The organism is Citrobacter sp. Cpo090 (assembly GCF_030332665.1).
GTDB classification, from domain to species: Bacteria; Pseudomonadota; Gammaproteobacteria; order Enterobacterales; family Enterobacteriaceae; genus Citrobacter; species Citrobacter portucalensis.
This window is the reverse complement of the sequence record NZ_JAOWHK010000036.1, coordinates 362,728-387,205: the sequence shown is the minus strand read 5'-3', so window position 1 is coordinate 387,205 and position 24,478 is coordinate 362,728. Positions and strand designations below refer to the sequence as shown.

General features: G+C 53.7%; 13 protein-coding genes and 1 other RNA gene. 11 read left to right on the top strand and 3 right to left on the bottom strand.

Features of this window, described 5'->3' with window-relative positions:
* Window positions 1-16: 16 nt before the first annotated feature.
* The 3 genes from nadK (at window position 17) to bamE (ending at window position 3,136) form a co-directional block, all read left to right on the top strand.
* Window positions 17-895, top strand: coding sequence for an NAD(+) kinase (gene nadK / locus OGY83_RS21800; RefSeq protein WP_123268148.1), 879 nt, complete (start codon window positions 17-19; stop codon window positions 893-895).
* A gap of 85 nt (window positions 896-980) precedes the next feature.
* Entirely contained in the window at window positions 981-2,642 is a 1,662-nt protein-coding gene (gene recN / locus OGY83_RS21795; RefSeq protein ID WP_191214105.1) for a DNA repair protein RecN, read from the top strand.
* A gap of 149 nt (window positions 2,643-2,791) precedes the next feature.
* Window positions 2,792-3,136, top strand: a complete 345-nt coding sequence (gene bamE, locus OGY83_RS21790) for an outer membrane protein assembly factor BamE (RefSeq protein ID WP_003826401.1) — start codon at window positions 2,792-2,794, stop codon at window positions 3,134-3,136.
* 49 nt (window positions 3,137-3,185) lie between these two features.
* Here bamE and OGY83_RS21785 read toward each other — a convergent pair whose 3' ends face one another.
* The gene (locus tag OGY83_RS21785; protein ID WP_286636900.1) at window positions 3,186-3,482 is read right to left on the bottom strand and encodes an RnfH family protein; all 297 of its coding nucleotides are present in this window, start codon (window positions 3,480-3,482) and stop codon (window positions 3,186-3,188) included.
* Window positions 3,466-3,909, bottom strand: coding sequence for a type II toxin-antitoxin system toxin RatA (gene ratA, locus OGY83_RS21780; protein ID WP_003826396.1), 444 nt, complete (start codon window positions 3,907-3,909; stop codon window positions 3,466-3,468). The genes OGY83_RS21785 and ratA overlap by 17 nt, the downstream gene beginning before the upstream one ends.
* Before the next feature lie 154 nt (window positions 3,910-4,063).
* Between ratA and smpB the strand changes: the two genes are divergently transcribed.
* The 7 genes from smpB (at window position 4,064) to OGY83_RS21745 (ending at window position 23,144) form a co-directional block, all read left to right on the top strand.
* Window positions 4,064-4,546 (top strand): SsrA-binding protein SmpB, encoded by a 483-nt coding sequence (gene smpB / locus OGY83_RS21775; RefSeq protein WP_003031211.1) that lies wholly within the window; start codon window positions 4,064-4,066, stop codon window positions 4,544-4,546.
* Window positions 4,547-5,127: 581 nt separating this feature from the next.
* Entirely contained in the window at window positions 5,128-16,398 is an 11,271-nt protein-coding gene (locus OGY83_RS21770; protein ID WP_286636899.1) for a BapA/Bap/LapF family large adhesin, read from the top strand.
* A gap of 100 nt (window positions 16,399-16,498) precedes the next feature.
* Window positions 16,499-17,908 carry a TolC family outer membrane protein gene (locus OGY83_RS21765; protein WP_286636898.1) on the top strand — a complete coding sequence of 470 codons (1,410 nt, stop codon included), beginning with the start codon at window positions 16,499-16,501 and terminating at the stop codon, window positions 17,906-17,908.
* Entirely contained in the window at window positions 17,905-20,091 is a 2,187-nt protein-coding gene (locus tag OGY83_RS21760) for a type I secretion system permease/ATPase (protein ID WP_286636897.1), read from the top strand. The genes OGY83_RS21765 and OGY83_RS21760 overlap by 4 nt, the downstream gene beginning before the upstream one ends.
* A gap of 7 nt (window positions 20,092-20,098) precedes the next feature.
* Window positions 20,099-21,262, top strand: coding sequence for a beta-barrel domain-containing protein (locus OGY83_RS21755; RefSeq protein ID WP_123268165.1), 1,164 nt, complete (start codon window positions 20,099-20,101; stop codon window positions 21,260-21,262).
* Window positions 21,263-21,334: 72 nt separating this feature from the next.
* Window positions 21,335-21,698, top strand: a transfer-messenger RNA (tmRNA) gene (ssrA, locus tag OGY83_RS21750).
* 204 nt (window positions 21,699-21,902) lie between these two features.
* Window positions 21,903-23,144 carry an integrase gene (locus OGY83_RS21745; RefSeq protein ID WP_286636896.1) on the top strand — a complete coding sequence of 414 codons (1,242 nt, stop codon included), beginning with the start codon at window positions 21,903-21,905 and terminating at the stop codon, window positions 23,142-23,144.
* Between the two features lie 63 nt (window positions 23,145-23,207).
* Here OGY83_RS21745 and OGY83_RS21740 read toward each other — a convergent pair whose 3' ends face one another.
* Window positions 23,208-24,089 carry a hypothetical protein gene (locus OGY83_RS21740; RefSeq protein ID WP_286636895.1) on the bottom strand — a complete coding sequence of 294 codons (882 nt, stop codon included), beginning with the start codon at window positions 24,087-24,089 and terminating at the stop codon, window positions 23,208-23,210.
* A gap of 125 nt (window positions 24,090-24,214) precedes the next feature.
* On the opposite strand from OGY83_RS21740, the gene OGY83_RS21735 reads away from it, so the two are divergent.
* Window positions 24,215-24,427 (top strand): AlpA family transcriptional regulator, encoded by a 213-nt coding sequence (locus OGY83_RS21735; protein ID WP_013365117.1) that lies wholly within the window; start codon window positions 24,215-24,217, stop codon window positions 24,425-24,427.
* Window positions 24,428-24,478: the final 51 nt, after the last annotated feature.

Sequence of the window (24,478 nt, the reverse complement as noted above, 5' to 3'; positions counted from 1 at the left end):
CAAGGACCTCGAGAAAATGAACAAACATTTCAAGTGTATTGGCATTGTGGGGCATCCACGTCACCCCACTGCACTGACCACACATGAAATGCTCTACCGTTGGCTGTGCGCCAAAGGTTATGAGGTTATCGTGGAGCAACAAATCGCCCGCGAGCTGCAGCTGAAAAATGTGAAAACCGGTACGCTCGCAGAGATTGGCCAGCAGGCAGACCTCGCCGTAGTAGTCGGCGGCGACGGCAATATGTTGGGCGCCGCACGCACCCTGGCACGTTATGACATCAAGGTTATTGGCATTAACCGCGGTAATCTCGGTTTTCTGACCGACCTTGACCCAGACAATGCACAACAACAGTTAGCTGACGTGCTTGAAGGCCATTACATCAGCGAAAAACGCTTTTTACTGGAAGCACAGGTGTGCCAACAGGATTGCCAGAAGCGTATTAGCACGGCGATCAATGAAGTTGTGTTGCACCCCGGAAAAGTGGCGCACATGATTGAATTTGAAGTCTATATCGATGAAATTTTTGCCTTCTCCCAGCGTTCGGACGGCTTGATTATTTCCACACCGACTGGCTCTACCGCCTATTCGCTCTCTGCCGGAGGCCCGATCCTGACGCCTTCACTGGATGCTATTACGCTGGTCCCAATGTTCCCGCATACGCTTTCCGCACGACCGCTGGTGATCAACAGTAGCAGCACCATCCGCCTGCGTTTTTCTCATCGCCGTAACGATCTGGAAATCAGCTGCGACAGCCAGATCGCCCTGCCTATACAGGAAGGTGAAGACGTATTAATTCGCCGCTGTGATTATCATCTGAACCTGATACACCCAAAAGATTACAGTTATTTCAACACATTAAGCACTAAGCTAGGCTGGTCAAAAAAATTATTCTAATTTAACGCCAACCTCTTTACTGTATAAAAAACCAGTTTATACTGTATGTAATTACAGTTATGGTTTTTCATACAGGAAAACAGCTATGTTGGCACAACTGACCATCAGCAATTTTGCTATCGTTCGTGAACTTGAGATCGATTTCCAGAACGGAATGACCGTTATTACCGGTGAAACCGGTGCGGGTAAGTCCATTGCCATTGATGCTCTCGGTTTGTGCCTGGGCGGACGCGCAGACGCCGACATGGTACGTGCAGGTGCCACGCGAGCCGACCTCTGCGCCCGCTTCGCCTTAAAAGATACCCCCGCGGCCCTGCGCTGGCTGGAAGAAAACCAGCTTGAGGAAGGCCGTGAGTGTTTGCTGCGTCGCGTTATCAGCAGCGACGGACGTTCACGTGGCTTCATTAACGGCACTGCCGTACCGCTGTCACAGCTGCGCGAGCTGGGCCAGTTGCTTATTCAAATCCACGGTCAGCATGCGCATCAGCTCCTGACAAAATCAGAACACCAAAAGTCTCTGCTGGATGGCTACGCCAATGAAGCGTCCCTGACTCAGGAAATGGCTGTGCGCTACCAGTTGTGGCACCAAAGCTGCCGTGACCTGGCACATCATCAACAACAGAGTCAGGAACGCGCAGCCCGGGCGGAACTGTTGCAATACCAGTTAAAAGAGCTGAACGAATTCAACCCGCAGCCGGGTGAGTTTGAGCAAATTGATGAAGAGTACAAACGTCTGGCTAACAGCGGGCAATTGCTGACCACCAGCCAACAGGCGCTGGCTATCCTGGCAGATGGTGAAGACATCAACCTGCAAAGCCAGCTGTACACCGCAAAACAGCTGGTCACTGAACTGGCAGGCATGGACGGCAAACTTTCCGGTATTCTGGATATGCTGGAAGAGGCCACTATCCAGCTCAGCGAAGCCAGCGACGAGCTGCGCCACTATTGCGATCGTCTGGATTTGGACCCTAATCGTTTGTTCGAACTTGAACAGCGTATTTCCAAACAAATCTCATTGGCCCGCAAGCATCATGTTGCCCCTGAAGCGCTGCCACAGTTCTATCAGTCATTGCTGGATGAACAACAGCAATTAGACGATCAGGCCGACTCGCTCGAAACCTTAACTCTGGCGGTGAGCAATCACCACCAGCAGGCACTGGAAACGGCAAAAATGCTGCACCAACAGCGCCAGCATTATGCTCAGGAACTGGGACAACTGATTACCGAGAGCATGCATACTCTCTCAATGCCGCACGGCGTCTTTTGCATTGATGTGAAATTTGAGGAACATCATTTGAGCTCAGACGGTGCCGATCGCGTAGAGTTTAAAGTGACCACTAACCCAGGCCAGCCGTTGCAGCCGATTGCGAAAGTCGCTTCCGGTGGGGAACTGTCGCGCATTGCGCTGGCTATTCAGGTTATTACCGCACGTAAAATGGAAACACCGGCGCTGATTTTCGATGAAGTGGATGTCGGTATCAGCGGCCCGACTGCTGCGGTAGTGGGAAAAATGCTGCGTCAGTTGGGCGAGTCAACTCAGGTAATGTGTGTTACTCACCTGCCGCAGGTTGCTGGCTGTGGCCATCAACATTTCTATGTCAGCAAAGAAACAGATGGCGCGATGACCGAAACACACATGCAGCCGCTTGATAAACGCGCTCGTCTGCAGGAGTTAGCCCGCCTGCTTGGCGGTAGCGAAGTGACGCGCAATACCCTCGCAAATGCAAAAGAACTGCTGGCGGCATAAACTTTTTTACCTTGTTAAGGTCTGAGTTCAACATAAAATCGCCGACCGACCCGACAGCAAAAGGTTTTAAAGTGGTGAAAGGTCTATTATCATCGGCATATTACATATGAGCCGCGTACTGCTCGGGCCCGAAAAGGAATCAAATCACTATGCGCTGTAAAACGCTGACTGCTGCTGCAGCAGTACTACTGATGTTGACTGCAGGCTGTTCCACTCTGGAGCGAGTGGTTTACCGCCCTGACATCAACCAGGGAAATTATCTGACACCTACCGATGTCGCCAAAGTGCGCACGGGTATGACGCAACAGCAGGTTGCTTATGCTCTGGGTACACCAATGATGTCCGATCCTTTTGGCACTAACACCTGGTTTTATGTGTTCCGTCAGCAACCTGGTCATGAAGGCGTAACCCAGCAAACACTGACGCTGACCTTTAACAGCAGCGGCGTTTTGACCAACATTGATAACAAACCTGCTTTGACCGACAACAAGTAGGTTTGAGAGATCAAAAAAGGTGCTCAATGAGCACCTTTTTTATTGTCTGCTATTTTTTAGCGGATTTCTCTGCTCGCTGTCTGCGCAGCTCTTTCGGATCGGCAATCAGTGGCCGGTAGATTTCCACCCTATCCCCGTCCTGCAGAACATCAGCAAGCTTTCCCGGACGGCTGTAAATGCCGACTTTATTTTTGCTGAGATCGATATCGGTACGTAATTCCAGCAACCCGGAGGCGCGGATAGCCTCTTCCACCGTAGCGCCCTGTTGCAACGTTACACGCTGTAGATACTGTTTCTCGGGCAGCGCATACGCCACTTCAACGACAATTTTAGCTGACGCTGACACTGTAAACCTCTTTTGCGCGGACAGTGAAGGCCTGCACCATGTTTGAAGCCAGCTCTTTAAAGATACGACCAAACGCCAGCTCGATTAACTTATTGGTAAACTCAAAATCGAGATGAAATTCAATGCGGCACGCTTCATGACTCAGTGGCGTAAACTTCCATCCGCCAATGAGTTTCTTGAACGGTCCGTCGACCAGATGCATCAGGATACTCTGGTTACTGGTCAGTTGATTGCGCGTGGTGAACGTTTTGCTAATCCCTGCTTTCGAGACATCCACCGCAGCGGTCATCTGTCCCGGAGTCGACTCCAGCACACGGCTACCGGTGCACCCCGGTAAAAACTGGGGATAGGATTTAACATCGTTCACTAGCTGATACATCTGTTCCGCACTGTAAGGTACTAAAGCGGTCCGGCTAATCTGAGGCATAACAATTTCCATCAATATCAATCACACAAATAATACCATTTATCCCCCGCTAAAAAAAACGCTATAGCCTAACTCGTGCTAAGATAGCGCCTTGCGCCCCGCTGGATGAAATGGGGTGTTTTTCGATTCCAGATTACCTATACTGAGCGGCATTATGACGAAGAAAAAAGCACACAAACCTGGCTCAGCCACAATCGCGCTTAACAAGCGCGCACGACACGAATACTTTATTGAAGAAGAGTTCGAAGCAGGACTCGCTCTGCAAGGCTGGGAAGTCAAATCCCTGCGCGCGGGTAAAGCTAACATCGGCGACAGCTACGTCATCCTTAAAGATGGCGAAGCGTTCCTGTTTGGCGCCAACTTCACGCCGATGGCTGTTGCCTCAACGCATGTGGTATGTGATCCCACCCGTACCCGTAAGCTGTTGTTAAACCAACGAGAGCTCGACTCCCTGTATGGTCGTATGAATCGTGACGGTTACACCGTCGTTGCGCTTTCACTGTACTGGAAAAATGCCTGGTGCAAAGTAAAAATTGGCGTCGCGAAAGGTAAGAAACAGCACGACAAGCGCTCCGATGTGAAAGAACGCGAATGGCAGTTAGATAAAGCGCGTATTATGAAAAATGCTGGCCGCTAAACGCTACTCCCCTGTGACCAGTCTCTTATCCTGAGACTGGTTCGTATTTTTAGTTATTGAAACCCACCCAATACATTCACCTGGCTTATAGTTTATTTGTGCTGAATCGTTCAGGTATGAAATAAACTCCCCTGGCATTACCGTAGCGCTCCATAGTCTAATAAAATAAAACTTCAAGACCATATCGTCTATATTGAAACTTATTTAATAACACTATTATTACTGTTGTTTATTATATTACCCCTCATTTTAATTAAAGTAAAAACCAATAAAATACAAAGAGTTAACATAAAATAAATTGTTAAATACGTACCGGAAAGTATTCTTTTCAATTAGCTAAATATATTTTTAATATGGATAAGTTGCAGAATACTTTCTTTCTGACTATATCATCTAATACGAAAGAACTATTCAGCCGACAGGGCGCGAACGTATTTGATAAGTAAACGAACATCTGTATGACCTAATCAAAGTAATTACATGACTAAATTCATCTTTATGATGAACGGGCCCCTGTCTGCTCATTTTCCCAGCGCGCTGTTGCGGATTAATACTCCCGGCATGCCATCAGGAGTGAACATATGCGTCTACTCGCCGTTGTATCAAAATTAACTGGCGTTTCCACAAATGTTGAAACCTCTGAAGTTACACTCAGTTCACCTTCTATCGTGAAACTGTCGGTGTCGCGTGAGGAGGTGAGCCAACTGACACGCGTGAATCAGGATCTGGTTGTCACACTCCGCTCAGGTGAAACCATCACCATTAAAAACTTCTACGTCGGAAAAGGTGATGCACAAAACCAGCTTGTTCTGGAAGACAGTAATGGCGCGCTGTGGTGGGTTCAGGATACTGATGGGGCATTCCACTTCCAGCATCTGGACGATCTCACTCCGCTAATGACTGCCGAGGGAAGCCATGAAGGCGGCGCCGTCTGGCCGTGGGTTCTTGGTGGGATCGCGGTCGCAGGTGGAATTGGCCTCGCGGCGGGTGGCGGTGGCGGTGGCGGTGGCGGTGGCGGTGGCGGAAGTGATAATAATGCCGGAAACGGTAACGGCGGCAATGGCAATGGCAATGGCAATGGCAATGGCAATGGCAATGGTAACGGTAACGGTGGTAATGGTGACGGCGATGGCGATGGCGGCACACCGCCAACGACAACCCCTAACAAGCCTGACGAGCCCGTCATCACCAGCGTAATCGATAACCAGGAACTGATTACTGGCCCTGTTAATCAGCAGGAATCCACCAACGATAATACGCCTACACTCCAGGGTACTGGCCCCGCGAATGCCACATTACATATTTTTGATAACGGTGTCGAAATAGGTCAGGTCACTATCGATACCAACGGCAACTGGTCGTTTACGCCATCCTCTCCTCTCACAGACGGTACCCACCAGTTTACCGTCAGCGCTTCGAACGGTGCGGGCAGCAGCGGAATGTCGGACAGTTGGGTCATTATTGTCGATACACTTGCCCCCGACGCCCCTGTAGTCACTCAGGAAATCGACAATGTTGGTTCCATTACCGGTCTTATCGCCAATAACGGCGTAACCGACGATGCTACGCCAACGCTCACTGGCACAGGCGAAGCAGGTTCTTACATCAGTATTTCTGATAACGGCATTCTGATTGGCATGGTCCAGGTGGATAAGAATGGTAACTGGACGTTTACACCGAACACGCCGCTCAGCGACGGAGTTCACAATCTGACGCTGACGCAAACTGACGCCGCGGGTAACGTGAGCGCGGAAACGAAAGTACCGACATTCACCGTTGATACGATTCCACCTGCCGCCGCGGTCATTTCCTCCGTTAATCCGGAAGGTACAACTGTTACCGGGAGAGCGGAAGCGGGAAGCCTGGTCACTATCATCGGTAGTAATAATCAGGTTTTAGGTTCAATCAGGGTCGACCAAACCGGCAATTTTTCCATCGCGATTTCTCCCTCGCAAACGCACGGTGAAGCGCTGATCGCGAAGATTCAGGACCAGGCAGGCAACGTCGGGCCAGATACTTCCTTCAATGCCACTAACTCTGGCTACCCGGGCGTACCCGTTATCGTCAGCATAATGGATGATTTTGCCCCCTCAACCGGTCTGTTGAGCAATAATCAGGCCACCAACGACCAAACGCCCACGCTCTCGGGTACCGCTGACGCCAACAGCACGGTTAACATTTATAACAACGGGGTGTTAGTTGTAAGCGTACAAGCCGATCCCAGCGGCAACTGGACCTGGACTTCAAGCACCAACTTGCAGGACAACTCATACTCCTTCACCGCCACGGCGACCAACCACCTGGGCACGGGAGGAACGTCAGCGGCATTCAATATCACTATCGATACTCAGCCACCGTCAGCGCCGGACGATCTGAACGTATCTGCCGATGGCTCTGTCGTCACCGGTACGGCCGAACCAGGAAGTACCGTGACCATCAATGATAATAATGGTCATCAGATCGGCAGTGGCGTCACCGGAACAGATGGCTCATTTACCATCACCATTAGCCCACCTCAGACCAATGGTGAGACCATTACCGCTATCGCCACCGATCCAGCCGGAAACCCAAGCCCACCAGAAACTGCGCTCGCGCCAGACATCACGGCCCCGCAGCCGCCTGCTAACCTGGTGATTAACACCGCGGGCGATCAAGTTACCGGTACCGCAGAACCCAACAGTACGGTACATATTCTGGATCCAGGTGGCGCGATTATTGGAACGGCAACCGCCGGCCCGAGCGGAGGTTTCACCGCCACGCTGCTTCCGCCGCAGACCAACGGAGAACATCTTGTCGCCAATGCGACGGATGCGGCTGGCAATACCAGCGGTAACAGCGCGATTACCGCACCGGATACCACAGCACCTGACGCGCCAACCGGCGTTATCGTCGCCGGAGACGGCGGTTCTGTGAGTGGGCATGCTGAAGCGGGAAGCACCATCACAGTCAAAGACAGCAACGGTAACCCGATTGGCACAGGTCAGGCTGACAGCGGCGGCAACTTCGCAGTGTCGATTACGCCATCGCAAAAGAACGGCGAAACGGTAAACGTTACCGCAACGGACAGTAGCAGCAACGAGAGTCAGCCGACTTCCGCATTGGCACCGGATATTACCGCCCCCGGAACGCCCATCATCACCGCTGTAACGGATGACCAGCCCATGTACCAGGGCCCTCTCAATAACGGCGACGTCACCAACGATAGCAAACCTAAACTGGAAGGCACCGCTGAAGCAGGTTCTCAGGTCAAAATTTACGATAACGGTACCCTGCTGACGACCGTTACCGCTGATACCAACGGTAAATGGAACTATACGCCAGCCTCGGCGCTGAGCGAGGGCGCTCATATCTTCACGGTGACCGCCACAGACGCCGCGAATAACACCAGTAGCGCAGCAAGCTGGAAAATCATTGTCGATACCATTGCGCCCACAGTACCCGCAATCACGCTGGTGAACGATAACGTCGGTACGATAACCGGCGACGTTGCTAACAACGGCGGCATCACCAACGACAACACGCCGACGATTTCAGGCACCGGTGAGCCAGGTTCGTTAGTTAGCCTCTTTGACAATGGCCTTTTACTGGACACCATCCTCGTCACTAGCTCAGGTTCCTGGATCTATACAGTGCCAAATGGCGCTCCGCTCACCGACCGGGTGCATAATTTCACGGTATTGGCTACAGATATGGCAGGTAACGTCACCACCTCGCCAACGGTTGTGACTATCACGGTTGATACACAAGCGCCTGCCACGCCAGTCATTCTCAGCATGACGGATGATGTCGGCAGCATTAAAAGCGATCTACTTACCAACCAGAGTACGGACGATACGCTACCAAAACTTAACGGCACGGGCGTTGCCGGTTCAACCGTCACGCTGTATGACGGCACGACGCCTATTGGCAGCGTGCTGGTTCCGGCTGACGGCAACTGGAGCATTCAGGTGACTCAACCGCTAAGCGAAGGGCCGCACACGCTGACCGCCGTGGCGACAGATGCCGCAGGTAATGCCAGCGCACCCGCAAGCTTTACGTTAACCATCGATACCACGCCACCTGCTGCTCCAATTATTGTCGCCGGAGAGGGACTGATAGGCAGCGCCACTCTCCCTCTGGCAAACGGTGGCAGTACGAAAAGTACCACCCCTGTTCTTTCAGGCACTGGCGAGCCGGGAGCAACCATCACCGTTGCTGATAACGGCACAACGTTGGGTCGCACCACCGTCCAGCCTGACGGTACATGGGCATTTACGCCACCGAATGCGCTGCCTGAAGGACCGCATAAATTCACCGCTACAGCGACTGACGCAGCAGGCAATACGGGGATCCCGTCGGCGAGCTTTACCCTGACGGTTGACAATACGCCCCCTGTGCAGCCTGGCGCGCCTGTCATTACCGACGATGTCGCTCCGGTAACGGGCGTGGTCACGAATGGCAACACCAATGACACCACGCCAACCTTTAGCGGCACCGGTACGGCGGGTGATGTTATTTCGGTGTATCTCGACGGCAATACCACACCGCTGGGTACCACAACGGTTGGCGCAGACGGCACCTGGAGCTTTACGCCGACCATGCCTATTAACCCGGATAGTTACCAGGTTACCCTCACCGCAACCGATCCGGCAGGCAACGTCAGCCAACCGTCGACAGCCATCACCCTGAACATTGATATTACGCCTCCCGCAACGCCTACAATCACTGCTGCAAATGACAACGCAGGCACAGTTCAGGGAGATATCGCAGCGAACGGCACAACCGATGACAGCACGCCAACCGTGCGCGGAACCGGGGAAAGTGGCTCGATCATTACGCTGTATAACGGCACTACCGTCATCGGCACCGCTACCGTAGTGAATGGTTTGTGGGTCATCACGCCGACGACGGCACTGCCCAATGGCACCTACACGCTGACGGCAGTCGCCACCGATGCCGCAGGCAACCCCAGCGGTACCTCAAATAGCATCTCGTTTACGGTGAATTCGACACCGCTTACCGCCCCGCAGGTAACGGATATCGAAGATAACGTCGGCGTGATTACCGGCACGCTCAGCAATGGAAGCGTCACGGATGATCTCTCCCCCACCGTCAGCGGAACAGGAACACCGGGCAGTACGATCCAAATTTTTGATAATGGAGGCTCAAGCCCAGTAATAACCACAACGGTGGGAGCCGATGGCAAATGGAGCGTGGACGTTCCGCTTTCGCCCAATGTGCAGCATACGCTGACCTTCGGCGCGCAGGATACGGCAGGCAATATCCTCCCGGCGGGCAACCCGGTAATTATAACAACCGATACGCAAGCGCCGCCTGCCCCCATCGTAACCATCATAGATAATAACGGTACGCTGGTGAGCGGGACCGCCGAACCAGGCAGCACCGTCATCATCAGAAATGGAACCACGGTCCTCGGCCAGGCCGTTGCTGATAGCATTACCGGCGCTTACACCGTCACGATTTCACCGGCTCAGACGACAGGTGAAGCATTGAACGCGATCGCCCAGGATCCAGCGGGCAACCAAAGCGGAGAAACGCCGTTTACCGCCTCAAACTCGGGCCTTCCGCACCCACCTACTCTGCAAATTATCGACGATGTCCCTTCCGGTTTAACTGAAATCGGTAACGGAAAAACCACCAATGATACGCAGCCAACCTTACAAGGCGTGGCAACCGCCGGAGCTGATGTAAATATCTACCAAAACGGGATCCTGCTGATCACCGTCCGGGCTGACGCGAGCACCGGAGCCTGGAGCTACACCATCCCCAGCGCGCTGGCGGACGGCACGACCTGGAATTACGCGGTCTCTCAAAAAGTGGGCAATGACACCAGCGGCCAGTCGCCAAACTATGCCATTACCATCGATACCACCGCGCCGCTCGCGCCAAGCATCACCGCCGTTACTGATGACGTGGCTCCAGTGACGGGCAACGTCGGCAGTGGACAAAGCACCAACGACACGCGTCCAACACTGAGTGGTACTGGCGAAATTGGAGCGACAATTACGGTTTATGACGGCGGCGTGTCCATCGGAACCACGACCGTGAACAGCAGCGGAAACTGGAGCTTTACCCCGCAAAATGCCCTGAATGACGGTCCTCACACGTTTACCGTGCGCGCCACTGACGCGGCTGGCAATCAGGGAGCCCCATCCGCATCTTACCCAATAACGGTGGACACAGGCCTGCCTGGTGCGCCAGTTATTGTGTCAGTAACCGACGATGTAGGTGGAACAACCACGCTCATTTCCGGGCAGACAACCAACGATAATACGCCAACCCTGGCAGGTACTACCGAAGCGAATAGCGTGGTCACCATCCGCGATAACGGCACGGTGATTGGCACAACCACCAGCGACGGAAGCGGCAACTGGAGCTTTACGCCTTCTCCGGCACTCGGCGAGGGCAATCACGCGTTGACCGCCACGGTCACGGACGCCGCGGGTAACGTCAGCCCGGCAACAGCGCCATTCTCTTTGTTGGTCGACACACTTCCACCAGTAGTGCCAACTATTGTGTCAGTCATCGACGATCAGCCAGGAAGCACTCAGTTGACCAACGGTCAACTGACCAATGATGCCCAACCCACATTGAATGGCATTACCGAACCCAATGCCATTGTCACTATTCGCAGCAATGGTACGATCATTGGCACCGCAAATGCCGATGGATCCGGTAACTGGAGCTTCACCCCTACAAGCGCGCTGGCGCAGGGGGAAAATATCTTTACCGTGACGGCGACGGATGCAGCTGGCAATACCAGCGGAGCCTCCACCTCATTCACCATTTTGGTCGATTCAACTGCCCCGTCTGTACCGGTAATTCTGACCGTTCAGGACAATACCGCGCCGACAACCGGGCCAATCTCCAACGGGCAAATCAGCAACGAAAGTCGCCCGGCGCTCAGCGGTACCGGTGAAGTTGGTGCGACGATTACCGTCCTGAGCGATGGTCAGCCCATTGGCACCACCATCGTCGGCGCAGGTGGAAGCTGGAGTTTTACGCCCTCCGCGGCATTGGGTAACGGCCAGCATACTCTGACCGTCACGGCTACAGATAGCGCAGGCAATACCAGCCTGCCTTCTGGTGGCTTTACCTACACCGTCGATACTCTGGCACCGACAGCACCAGTGATTACTCAGGTTGCAGATGATGTCGGCCCGCTGATCGGTAATCTGAATAACGGTCAGGCCACGAACGATCCGCTCCCGACGCTTAGCGGTACGGCTGAAGCCAATTCCACGGTGAGAATTTACGATAACGGATCGTTTATCGGCTTTACCACAGCGGATGGTACGGGCGCATGGAGCTTCACGCCGGGAACCCCACTTGGCAATGGTAACCACGCGCTGACGGTAACAGCCACCGACGCGGCCGGAAACATCAGCCCGACGTCTGCAGGATTTAACATCGTCGTTGATACCGTTGCCCCGCTTGCGCCAACGATTATTCAGGCTTTTGATGACGTGTTGCCGGGAACCGGAACGCTATCGAACGGAGCCTTTACCAACGATACCCGTCCCGTACTCAACGGCTCGGCGGAAGCAGGTGCTCGAGTAGCCATCTACGATAATGGCACGCTGCTGGCAACGGTGACTGCGGCGATAGACGGCACCTGGGAATATCTGACCACCACACTTGGCAACGGTCAGCATGTGTTTACCGCTATCGCCACCGACGCCGCCGGGAACGTGAGCCCTGTCTCAGGCGGATTTACTATTAATGTCGACACCATTGCGCCATCCGTCCCGCTGCTGGTCTCTGTGGTGGATGATATCGCAGGCGGCGTGTTCAATGCGGCGCTCGGCAACGGACAGTTGACCAACGATGCACGCCCAACGCTGAACGGCACCGCTGAGGCTGGCAGCACCGTCAGCATCTATGACGGAAGCACCCTGTTGGGTACCGCGCTGGTGCAAAGCAATAACAGTTGGTCGTTTACCCCAACCACACCGCTGGCGAATGGATCGCACACCTTCACCGTCACCGCCACCGATGCGGCGGGCAACACCAGCGGCGCAACCGCAGGCTTCAGCGTGGTGGTTGACACCACGGCGCCGACGCAGCCTTCAATCAGCAGCATTATTGATGATGTCGGGCCAAACACCGGGGCGATTGGCAATAATCAGCCGACCAATGACGCGCGCCCAACGTTAAACGGCATCACGGAAGCCAACGCGCGGGTTGATATTTATGATAACGGCAGCTTTGTTACCAGCGTGACGGCGGATGGCAGCGGCAACTGGAGCTATACCCCAGCTACCGCGCTGGCACAAGGCACCCACTCGTTTACCATCACCGCAACGGACAGCGCGGGTAATACCAGCGGCATATCGTCTGCGGCCGCGATCGTGGTCGATACCGTTGCCCCTGGCATCCCAACCGGGCTGGCGGTAAACGCCAACGGCACCGCTCTCACCGGCGTTGCCGAGCCAAACAGCACGGTCATTATTACCTCAAGCGGCGGAACGGTGCTCGGGACCGCAACGGCCAACGCCTCCGGTAATTTCACCTTTACGCTGAATCCACCGCAAATCAGTGGGCAAACGCTGCAGGTCAGCGCGCAGGATGCCGCAGGCAACATCGGTACGCCGGGTAACGTGCTGGCACCGTTTACCGGCGTACCGCCTGCGCCCGTTATTGCCAGCGTGTTCGATGACGTCGGCACAATCACGGGGCCTGTCGCGGCTGGCAAAACCACCAATGACACCCTGCCAACGCTCAGCGGAACGGCCCAGGCAAACGCGGTGGTTAGTCTGTACAACAACGGCGTACTAATGGGTACCACGACTGCAGACGGTAACGGGATCTGGAGCTATACCCCATCCGGCGCGCTCAGCGAAGGTAACCATGCGTTTACCGCCACTGCAACCAACGCCAACGGCGCAAGCGGGTTGTCCGGTTCGTTCAGCGTGATTGTGGATACCACACCACCAACAGCACCAACGATCCTGATCAGCGCCGATGGCGGCACCGTCAGCGGCGTCGCCGAAGCGGGAAGCACGGTCACCATTTCTCTGCCCGGCGGCACTAGCGTGACGGCAATCGCCAACAGCAGCGGTGTCTACAGCGTAAACCTGCCGGTTCGCCAGATTGAAGGGCAGTCTCTGTCCGCCACGGCGACCGATGCGGCGGGAAATACCTCATCGCCGACAAGCGCTCTCGCACCGGTATTGCCGCTGCTGGCTGAAGACAATGTCACCAGTCTACCGCTACAAACCGATGTCACCGTCAGCACCGAGCATCAGAGCGATTATGGTTTCCTGTTGGTCAATGCGCTTGGAAATGTCGCCAACGTACTGGGGAACGATACGGCAAGCGTCAATTTCAGCATCGCTTCTGGCGGCAGCGGATCCATTACGATCAATGCCGCTGCGACCGGCGTGGTGCTGTCGCTTTTAAACACGCTTGAAGTCGTCATCCAGCGCTTTGACACCGCGCTGAATGCCTGGGTAACGGTGGTAGATACCGGAAAGCCAGACTTTGCCAGTCTGCTCACCCTGGGTGCCTCAGGCGTAACGCTCAATTACAGCGGACTGACTGGCGGGGATTACCGCGTAGTCAGCTACAACACCAACCTGCTGGCGACCGGCGCATACACCAGCCTTGATGTCTCAGTGGTAAAAGCCAGCGCAGGGACCATCACCGGCGGTACCACGGAATCCGGGAATATCATCACGGATACCGATCCCACCAACGGACAGGATAACGCCCCTTCCGGCACGCTGGTCACCTCCATCACCGACGGTAACGGCAACCTCGTGAACATCCCGGCGGGCGGCATTGATGTGCAGGGGAAATACGGCATCCTGCATATCAATCAGAACGGTAGCTACACCTATACCCTGACCAATACGTCAATCTCGGTATATGGACGCTCCGAAAGCTTCACCTACACGCTGACACATGGCAGCGATCACTCCTCAGCAAAACTGGTGGTAACGCTGGGTCAGGCCCCAACCACCAGTACGGTAACCGCGGCAGATGATGTGGCTGCGCTGACTTACGGGACGCAGGTCATCGCGGTTGATCATGGCACATCACAGCAAACCGGCTTCACCCTCGCCAACGTCGGACTGGGTAATGTGCTGGACGTCAGCCTGGTTAACGGTTTAACCAACCCGATCAAGTTTAACGTAGATGACGGCGCAACCCGCACGCTGACCGTCAAGGCAAGCGTTCTCGGCGTCACAGTGGGCGGTTTTGATCTCTATGTTTATCGCTTCAACGAGTCCATTCAGCAGTATGAACAGTTCCGCGTGAAACCTAACTGGGTCACGGCGCTGTTAGGAGGTAGCTCAACGGACTACACCATCACCCTGCCGGGCGGTGACTATCTGTTCCTGCTTAACGCCTCCGGCGGTCTGACGCTGCTGACCGGCTACACCCTGGATATTAAGGCCGATCACACCTACGCCGTCGACAGCCTGAGTGCGACAACCAATGGAAACCTGCTGGTCAACGACTCGGCTCCGGCCAATACCGTTATCACCGAAGTGAACGGTGTCACCGTTAACGCAACGGGCACCACCACCATTAACGGACAGTACGGCACGCTGATTATTGATGCGAAAGGGAACTACACCTACACGCTGAAAAGCGGACTGGGCGCAGACGGTATCAATACGCCGGACAGCTTCGTGTATAAGGTCAAAGCACCAAACGGCGATACCGGCAGCGCATCACTGAATATCAAACCAACACCGCAGCCGCTGGACGCAATAAATGACGTCAGCAGCACGATGCCGGTGAGTACCGTTCAGGATTCTGCTGCGTACGGAAGCGGCGCGCTGGGAACTGCGACAATTCCGACGCTGGGGAGCAAAGCAACCGGTACAGGTTCGTTTGATATCGCAACAAATGACGTTCTGAAAGGCGCCACGCTCAACTTCAGCATCGGCACGCTTATCACCGTTGGTACGCTGGGCGTGACCTGGACCATAACCGGTCCTGACGGATTCTCGCTTTCAGGCTCGATACCCGCCAGTTCCATCAGCCTGTTAGGCAGTTCAATTGCCGTCTCACTGGGCAATGCCGAGCTAACCGCAGGCCATTACAACATCAGCTTTACAGGAACGATGGGAGGGCTGGCAGTTGGCAACGTCAGCATTACGCCAAACGTCACAGGCACGACATGGCACCTCAATACCTATGACGTTAACGCCACCACGGTGAATGGCAATATTTTTGATGGCAGTGATGCCGCAGGCGCGCACGATCAGCTCTCAACTGTCCATACCCAGCTCACCGTCACTGGCTTTAACGGCAGTACGGCCACCCTTAATCCGGCCGGCAGCATCAGCAGCGCAATAATTCAGGGGCATTATGGTTCACTAACTATGAATCTGGATGGCTCATACATCTACACGCTGAAGCCGGGTACAACCGTAGCATCGATCACCAGCAAAGAGACCTTTACCTATACCCTTAACGACCAAAACGGACATACGGACACCGCTACGCTGACCATCAATATGAATCCGCAGATGGCAAGCAGCGCACAGCATGACGTGATAACCGGATCGGTCTACGGCGATACGCTGATTTATCACCTGCTCAACGCCAACGACGCTACCGGTGGCAACATTAGCAATGGCGCTACCGACAACTGGACCAACTTCTCGCTGGCCCAGGGCGACAAAATCGATATTGGCGACCTGCTGGTAGGCTGGAACGGGCAAAATGCTACGCTCGGCAACTACCTCACCGTGACCACCAGCGGTAACAATACGGTGATTGCTATCGACCGCGACGGTACGGGCAACACTTATCACTCAACCAATCTCATAACGCTGGAGAACGTACACACCACGCTCGATGAGCTGGTGCAACAAAATCACATTGTGCCCTGACGTTAACGCTATGCGTTAAAGCGCCATAACTACAGCCCCGGATGCCATGACGTCCGGGGCAATAACAGTCGTCGCTGCCGTATTTTGTAAGGGATAAACTATGAGAAATGTCGCGCCTGTTGCCCTGCTGCTGGCATTAACGCTCTGTACCCTGCGGGTGAATGCCGAAGATGAACCGCAAATTATTACGCCGGAAGGGCTGGCCACCAGCCAGATGCTTCCCTCGCTGGACGGCGCGGTTGCCGATCTGCCGCTGAGCGCTGCCGCCCCCGGCAGCCTGACGCTCAACGACGCGGTAAGTCGTGCCGTGAGCTGGCATCCTTCTATTCGTGAATCGATCGGCAAACTGCTCTCACAAAACGAGCAGATCGACGTGGCAAAATCGAAATATTACCCGCAAGTTTCTGCCGGAATGAACAACGGTTACAGCAATACCTACACCGACCACGGCTTTAGCCCGGCGCTGGTTATTTCGGTGTCACAAATGCTGTACGACTTCGGCAAAGTAGCAAGCCAGGTTCGCGCCGAAACCGCTGGAGCTGCGCAACAGCAGGCGAATGTATTACTCAGTATTGATACCATCGCCCACGCAACTGCCAACGCGATAGTCCAGGTGCAGACGTGGCAGCAAATGGTGGATGCCGCCGAAGAGCAGCTCACTGCCTTAAACGGCATTGGTCGACTGACCCGACAACGCAATGATGAAGGGGCAACCTCGCTGTCCGACGTGGTGCAAACCGATGCGCGTATCGAGTCTGCACGTTCTCAGCTGGCGCAGTATCAGGCCAATCTCGACAGCAGTAAGGCCACATTGATGAGTTACCTCGGCTGGAACTCACTTAACGGCATCAGCAACGAATTCCCGGCCAAACTGGACAGCAGCTGTGATGTGGTCAAACCGGAAGATAAACTGGTTCCTGCGGTGCTGGCTGCCTGGGCACAAGCAAATGTGGCGCAGGCAAATCTCGATTACGCCAACGCGCAGATGACGCCCACCATCTCTCTGGAACCGTCGGTTCAGCATTATCTCAACGACAAATACCCCAGCCATGAGGTGCTCGACAAAACCCAGTACTCCACGTGGGTAAAAGTTGAGATGCCGCTGTATCAGGGGGGCGGACTCACCGCCAGGCGCAACGCCGCCAGCCACGCGGTAGAGTCTGCACAGTACTCCATCCAGCGCACCCGACTCGAAGTACGGCAAAAATTACTCGAGTCCCGCAGCCAGGCGATGAGCCTCGCCACCGCCCTGCAGATTCTGCGTCGCCAGCAGCGACTGAGTGAACAAACGCGCGAGCTTTATCAACAGCAGTATCTGGACCTCGGTTCGCGCCCGCTGCTCGACGTACTTAACGCCGAGCAAGAGGTGTATCAGGCCCGTTTTGCTGAACTCCAGACCCAAAACCAGCTGCGCCAGCTCCAGTTGAACTGCCTCTATAACACCGGCTCGCTTCGCCAGGCGTTCGCCTTAAATAACCGCAGTATTCAATCGGTGGAGATCAAGCTATGAGCGACCTCGATTCACATGCGGAAGATGCGATTGGCGAACACGCCCTGAGCCAGTGGGCGCAGGCGATGACGCATATTGCCAATCACTATCGCGTGGCCTGTTCTCCCGGAGCAATCCAGGCCAACGCCCCGTGGTTTGCGGGAAAAACCAGGGCCACGGCCCTGTCGCAACTGGCGCGTCAGGCGGGACTGTCATTTCATTCGCTGAATACCGCCACGCAGGCATTCGGTCAGTGGCGTTTACCGGTAGTGGCGGAGCTGCGCGACGGCCAGCTGATGGTGATAGAACATTTCAACGGCGAAGATACGTTAGATGTGTTTATCATCGCCGAAGAGGGCCAGCGTAACCGGTTAACGATTGCAGAACTTCTGCCGGAGATCGTGAGCATTACCGCGCTGCGCCCACTGTCGGCGCTGAAGGACAGTCGGGTAGACCGCTATATTTCGCGCTTCAAGCCCGACTGGATGCGCGAACTGGTGTTAAAGGACATCCGCCCTTACCTGCCGGTCATGATCGCCGCCTTTCTGATTAACGTCCTGTCGCTCGCCGGGATTATCTTTTCCATGCAGGTTTATGACCGGGTGATCCCCGCCCAGTCTTATCCAACGCTGTATGTTCTCTCCACTGGCGTTCTGGTGGCGGTGCTGTTTGGCTTTTTGCTGCGCGAAGCACGTACCCACATAATGGACCTGCTCGGCAAACGCGCCGATATGCGCATTTCTGATCGCGTGTTCAGTCATGCATTACGCCTGCGCAACAGCGCCGTACCGCGCTCGACGGGGAGCTTTATTTCTCAACTACGCGAGCTGGAACAGGTTCGCGAGATGATCACCTCCTCGACCATGTCGACCATTGTCGATCTGCCGTTTTTCTTTTTGTTTATCGTGGTGCTGGCATTTATCGCCCCGCCGCTGGCATGGATAGCTCCCGTCGCGGCCCTGCTGATGATCCTGCCCGGTTTGCTGTTACAGAAGAAGCTGGCGGTGCTCGCCAACCAGGCTGCCCATGAATCCACCCTGCGCAACGCGGTGCTGGTCGAAAGCGTTCAGGGGCTGGAAGACATCAAGCTGATGCAGGCGGAAAACCGCTTTTTACAGCAGTGGAACAGCTACATACGCATTACCGGAGAGTCCGGGCTGCGCACGCGCAGGCTGACTCAGGGGCTGATTGGCTGGGGCATGTCGGTACAAAGTCTGGTCTATGCCGCCATCATTATGTTTGGCGCGCCGATGGTCATTGAAGGCACGATGACCACCGGGGCCGTGGTGGCCGCTTCGATGCTCGGTTCCAGAATGATTGCCCCAATGGCTAACCTGTGCGGCGTGCTGGCCCGCTGGCAACAGGTCAAGGCGGCGAAGATGGGGTTGGATAGCATCATGCAGCTCCCCACTGAAACACAGTACGATGAAGACCGGGTGCATCAGGAGATTTTTCACGGTCATTATCTGTTTGAAAATGCACACTTTCGCTACCACAGCGACGATCAGCGCGTTCCGCTGCGCATCTCGCGCCTGGAGGTCATGCCCGGCGAACGGGTGGCGATCCTCGGGCGTAACGGTGCCGGGAAATCAACCCTGCTGCAGGCCATGGCAGGCGGTGTGGAGATTATCCAGGGCGATGTCCGGCTCGACAACCTGAGTCTGGCGCAGATCGATATGGCCGATTTACGCCGCAACATCGGTTTTCTCAGCCAGAACGCGCGGCTGTTTTTCGGCACCCTGCGCGAGAACCTGACCCTCGGCGCACCGCACGCCAGCGATGCGCAGATCTTCGAAGCGCTGGAGGTCAGCGGCGCGGCAGCTTTCGTTAAACAGCTCGCCAAAGGGCTGGCGCATCCCATTATGGAGGGCGGCAACGGTTTGTCCGGTGGGCAACGGCAGTCGATCCTGCTGGCAAGAATGCTGCTGCGCTCGCCCAATATCGTGCTGCTCGATGAACCCAGCGCCTCGCTGGATGAACATACCGAGCGGGAGTTTATTCAGCGCCTCAACCAGTGGTTGGGTAACCGCACATTGATTGTCGCCACCCACCGCGTACCGGTTCTGGAACTTGTCGAGCGCGTGGTGGTGTTGAAAGAAGGTCAACTGGTCATGGATGCCCCGAAAGCGCAAGCGTTGAATGCGAGCCGGGCACCTGCCCCAACTCACGGTCGGGAGTGGAAAAATGAAAACCAATCCGCATGATGCCGCCATGGACGACCTCGATATCCGCCGCGAACACCGTTTTTCCGGGGCCAGCCGCATTATTCTGCTCAGCACGCTGCTGTTTGCCGTCCTGGGCATCTGGGCGTATTTCGGCAAGCTGGATGAAGTCTCAACCGGTAGCGGGAAAGTGATCCCCAGCTCGCGAGAGCAAGTCTTACAGTCACTGGATGGCGGCATTCTCGCTGAGCTTACGGTACGCGAGGGAGATAAAGTGCAGGCCAGTCAAATTGTCGCCCGCCTCGACCCCACCCGTTCAGAGTCCAACGTTGGGGAGAGCGCCGCCCGTTATCGCGCCTCACTGGCTTCCAGCGCAAGGCTCAATGCCGAAGTTAACGATCTGCCGCTGGTCTTTCCCGATTCACTGCGCGCCTGGCCGGATCTCATCGCCTCCGAAACTCGCCTGTATAAAAGCCGCCGCGCGCAGCTTGCGGATTCAATGGCAGAACTGCAGGATGCGCTGGTCTCAGTAAATAAAGAGCTGGCTATCACCCAACGGCTGGAGAAAAGTGGTGCCGCCAGCCACGTAGAAGTGTTGCGCCTGCAACGACAAAAAAGCGATCTGGGATTAAAAATTACCGACCTGCGCTCACAATATTTCGTGCAGGCGCGGGAAGCGCTGTCAAAAGCTAACGCCGAAGTGGATATGCTGGCGGCTATTTTAAAAGGACGTGAGGATTCCGTCACCCGCCTGACCGTACGTGCGCCGATGCGCGGTATTGTGAAAAACATCCAGGTCACCACCATTGGCGGCGTTATCCCGCCCAACGGCGAGATGATGGAGATTGTGCCGCTGGACGATCATCTGCTGATAGAAACCCGCCTGTCGCCGCGTGATATCGCGTTCATCCATCCCGGCCAGCGGGCGCTGGTGAAGATAACCGCCTATGACTATGCCATTTACGGCGGCCTGGAAGGCGTAGTCGAAACCATCTCCCCGGACACCATTCAGGACAAAGTGAAACCGGAAATCTTCTATTACCGCGTGTTTATCCGCACGCATCAGGACTTCTTACAGAATAAACTGGGACGCCATTTCTCCATCGTACCGGGCATGATTGCCACAGTGGATATAAAAACAGGTGAAAAAACCATCGTCGACTATTTAATCAAACCGTTTAATCGCGCAAAAGAAGCGCTGCGTGAGCGATAAATCCTTGAGGATTAGGGGTTGCGGGGGCTGGTCACGCGTGTCACAAGTCTGTTATACTTGCTCTAACACATTGGGGCTGATTCTGGATTCGACGGGATTCGCGAAACCCAAGGTGCATGCCGAGGGGCGGTTGGCCTCGTAAAAAGCCGCAAAAAAATAGTCGCAAACGACGAAAACTACGCTTTAGCAGCTTAATAACCTGCTCTGAGCCCTCTCTCCCTAGCTTCCGCTCTTAAGACGGGGATCAAAGAGAGGTCAAACCCAAAAGAGATCGCGTGGAGGCCCTGCCTGGGGTTGAAGCGTTAAATCTAATCAGGCTAGTCTGGTAGTGGCGTGTCTGTCCGCAGGTGCCAGGCGAATGTAAAGACTGACTAAGCATGTAGTACCGAGGATGTAGGAATTTCGGACGCGGGTTCAACTCCCGCCAGCTCCACCAAAATTCTCCATCGGTGATTACCAGAGTCATCCGATGAAGTCCTAAGAGCCCGCACGGCGCAAGCCCTGCGGGCTTTTTTGTGCCTTGAATTTGTCCCGCGAAGTCTGATGCCAACTAATTAAATCCGAACCTTTTAGGCACCTTGTTAGGCACCTCATAAAGCTATATTGTTTTTGAGGTGCCTAAAACTATGGAAACCCGGCAATGGCAAGACAAACCAAACCTCTATCCGTTAAGGAAATCGAATCTGCTAAACCCAAAGAAGCGGACTACGTTCTCTATGATGGCGATGGCCTTGAGCTACTCATCAAATCCAGCGGAAGTAAAATCTGGCAGTTTCGCTACATTCGCCCTGTCACTAAGAAACGAGCGAAGAAGAGCATTGGTCCCTACCCGTCAGTTACCCTTGCCGATGCCAGAAACTACAGAGCAGAGTCTCGCTCTCTCCTGGCGAAACAAATCGATCCACAGGAACATCAGCAAGAACAACTTCGCAGTTCGCTGGAAGCCAAAACCAATACTTTCCAGCTCGTAGCTGAACGTTGGTGGAATGTGAAGAAAGCTAGTGTGACAGAGGACTATGCGGAAGATATCTGGCGCTCTCTTGAAAGAGATGTCTTTCCTGCGATTGGCGACGTTAGCGTTACAGATATTAAAGCTCACACACTGGTTCAGTCCGTCCAACCGGTTCAGGCCAGAGGTGCACTGGAAACCGTTCGTCGCCTGTGCCAGCGCATTAATGAGGTCATGATCTATGCCCAAAACACAGGGCTGATTGATGCTGTTCCCAGCGTTAATATTGGTAAAGCCTTCGAGAAGCCTCAGAAAAAGAACATGCCCAGCATTCGACCGGATCAGCTACCTCAACTGATGCAGACAATGCGAACAGCCAGCATTAGCCTTTCCACACGCTGCCTGTTCATGTGGCAACTTCTTACTATTACCCGCCCTGCCGAAGCGGCTGAAGCTCGCTGGGAAGAGATAGACATAGAAGCACAAGAGTGGAAGATTCCTGCAGCACGCATGAAAATGAACCGCGACCATACTGTTCCATTGTCAGATGAAGCAATTGCGATACTAGAGATGATGAAGCCGTTAAGTGGAAATCGAGAATTTATCTTTCCCAGCCGCATCAAGCCAAACCAACCTATGAACAGTCAGACCGTAAACGCATCGCTAAAACGCGCAGGTTTTGGTGGAGTGCTCGTTTCACACGGTCTGCGATCTATCGCTAGTACTGCCCTTAATGAGCAGGGTTTTCCGCCCGATGTTATTGAAGCGGCTCTTGCTCATGTGGATAAGAACGAGGTTCGGCGTGCCTATAACCGCAGCGATTATCTTGAGCAGCGGCGGCCAATGATGCAATGGTGGGCTGATTTCGTGATGGCAGCTGACCGTGGAAGCGTGATTGGCGATGGTATTAGAGGTATAAGGCTTGTCGGCTAAAACACGAATAAGCGCTTAAAAGGGAGCGCTTATTCTTATTATCCAAATTCACATAAAAGATTACTACAACTGACCAGTTCTTTTTTTTCTACTTACAGTGTTCTCGAAAGCCTGTTTCACAATATCAACATTTGTAGACCACGATTTTAAAATAGTATCGGCTAAGGCTTCCTGACTGGTAGTTGGCATTCGATATTTTTTATCGTGCTTATTAACATTCAATTTTGACTCTTCTATAAATAGCCACAAAGGTTCAATGAGAACATTCACCGCTGCGGCTTTACTTCTCCATCCTTCTTCAGGAGCCAAATCATTTATAAGTTCCACCAGTTTTTCCTGAATAGGTCGATACATTTCAGATTTTTTTATCCCACCTTTTCTTCCTGACCTATTCCTGGTAGATAAAAGTTTAGTTTGTTTATCTACAGAGATCTTATACCAAACCATCCCCATGCTTTTATCAAATAACTCAGATGCTTTTTTGAATGCTTCAAATGCAACATCCTCATTGTCTGATATTACTAATTCACCCCATTTATAGCACTTCTGTGCATACCTAAGGTGAAATTTAAAAAGCTTATCCATAGAGATATATTCATGGATAATGACAGCAACATTATCTCTCAGAAGTTCAGCCTCCAATGTACTCCAATAACGTTCAATAAGTTTAGCTAACTCGATGCTTTTCTCATTTGATGGAAAGTCCTTATGGGAGTCGGTGTACCTATGCTCCTTCAAATAAGAAGACGAATACAACAATATTCCGGGACCATGCTTCTTAGAGTTCCAGACGCGCTCTTTCATCATAGTCAGTTCAGCTTGCATATCTGTATGCTTTTCATCCAGAAATTGTGCATGCACGCTCCATTCACAGTCTTTCATCGCACTGTACAGAGCACTGCGTTTTCGACTAATTTCTTCACTAAAATCTTTAATAGAAAACATTTACCCTCACAATATCAACAAGTTAAACCTGTTAAAAATAAACCTTTGCTATCCGTATTTTTTCGAAGAGTTCTTGCAGCTAATCTTTGCTGGAACCAAACTGAACTAACAAGAGGCAAACCAGTATGAACACTTCATCAGCAGTCAGGATACTCCGCTTACCAGCTGTTATCCATAAAACAGGTATCTCGCGAGCCACAATTTATGACTGGTTGAACCCGAGGTCGCCACGATATGATCCAACTTTTCCGAAGAAAAGAAAGCTTGGAACACAATCAGTTGGATGGCTTGAATCAGAAATTGATGAATGGTTGTTGCATCGTAGTCTTATTAATTAATTCTAAAGAGGAGTTAGATAGATGTATGTCTAAAAAAACAGTTCAACGCAA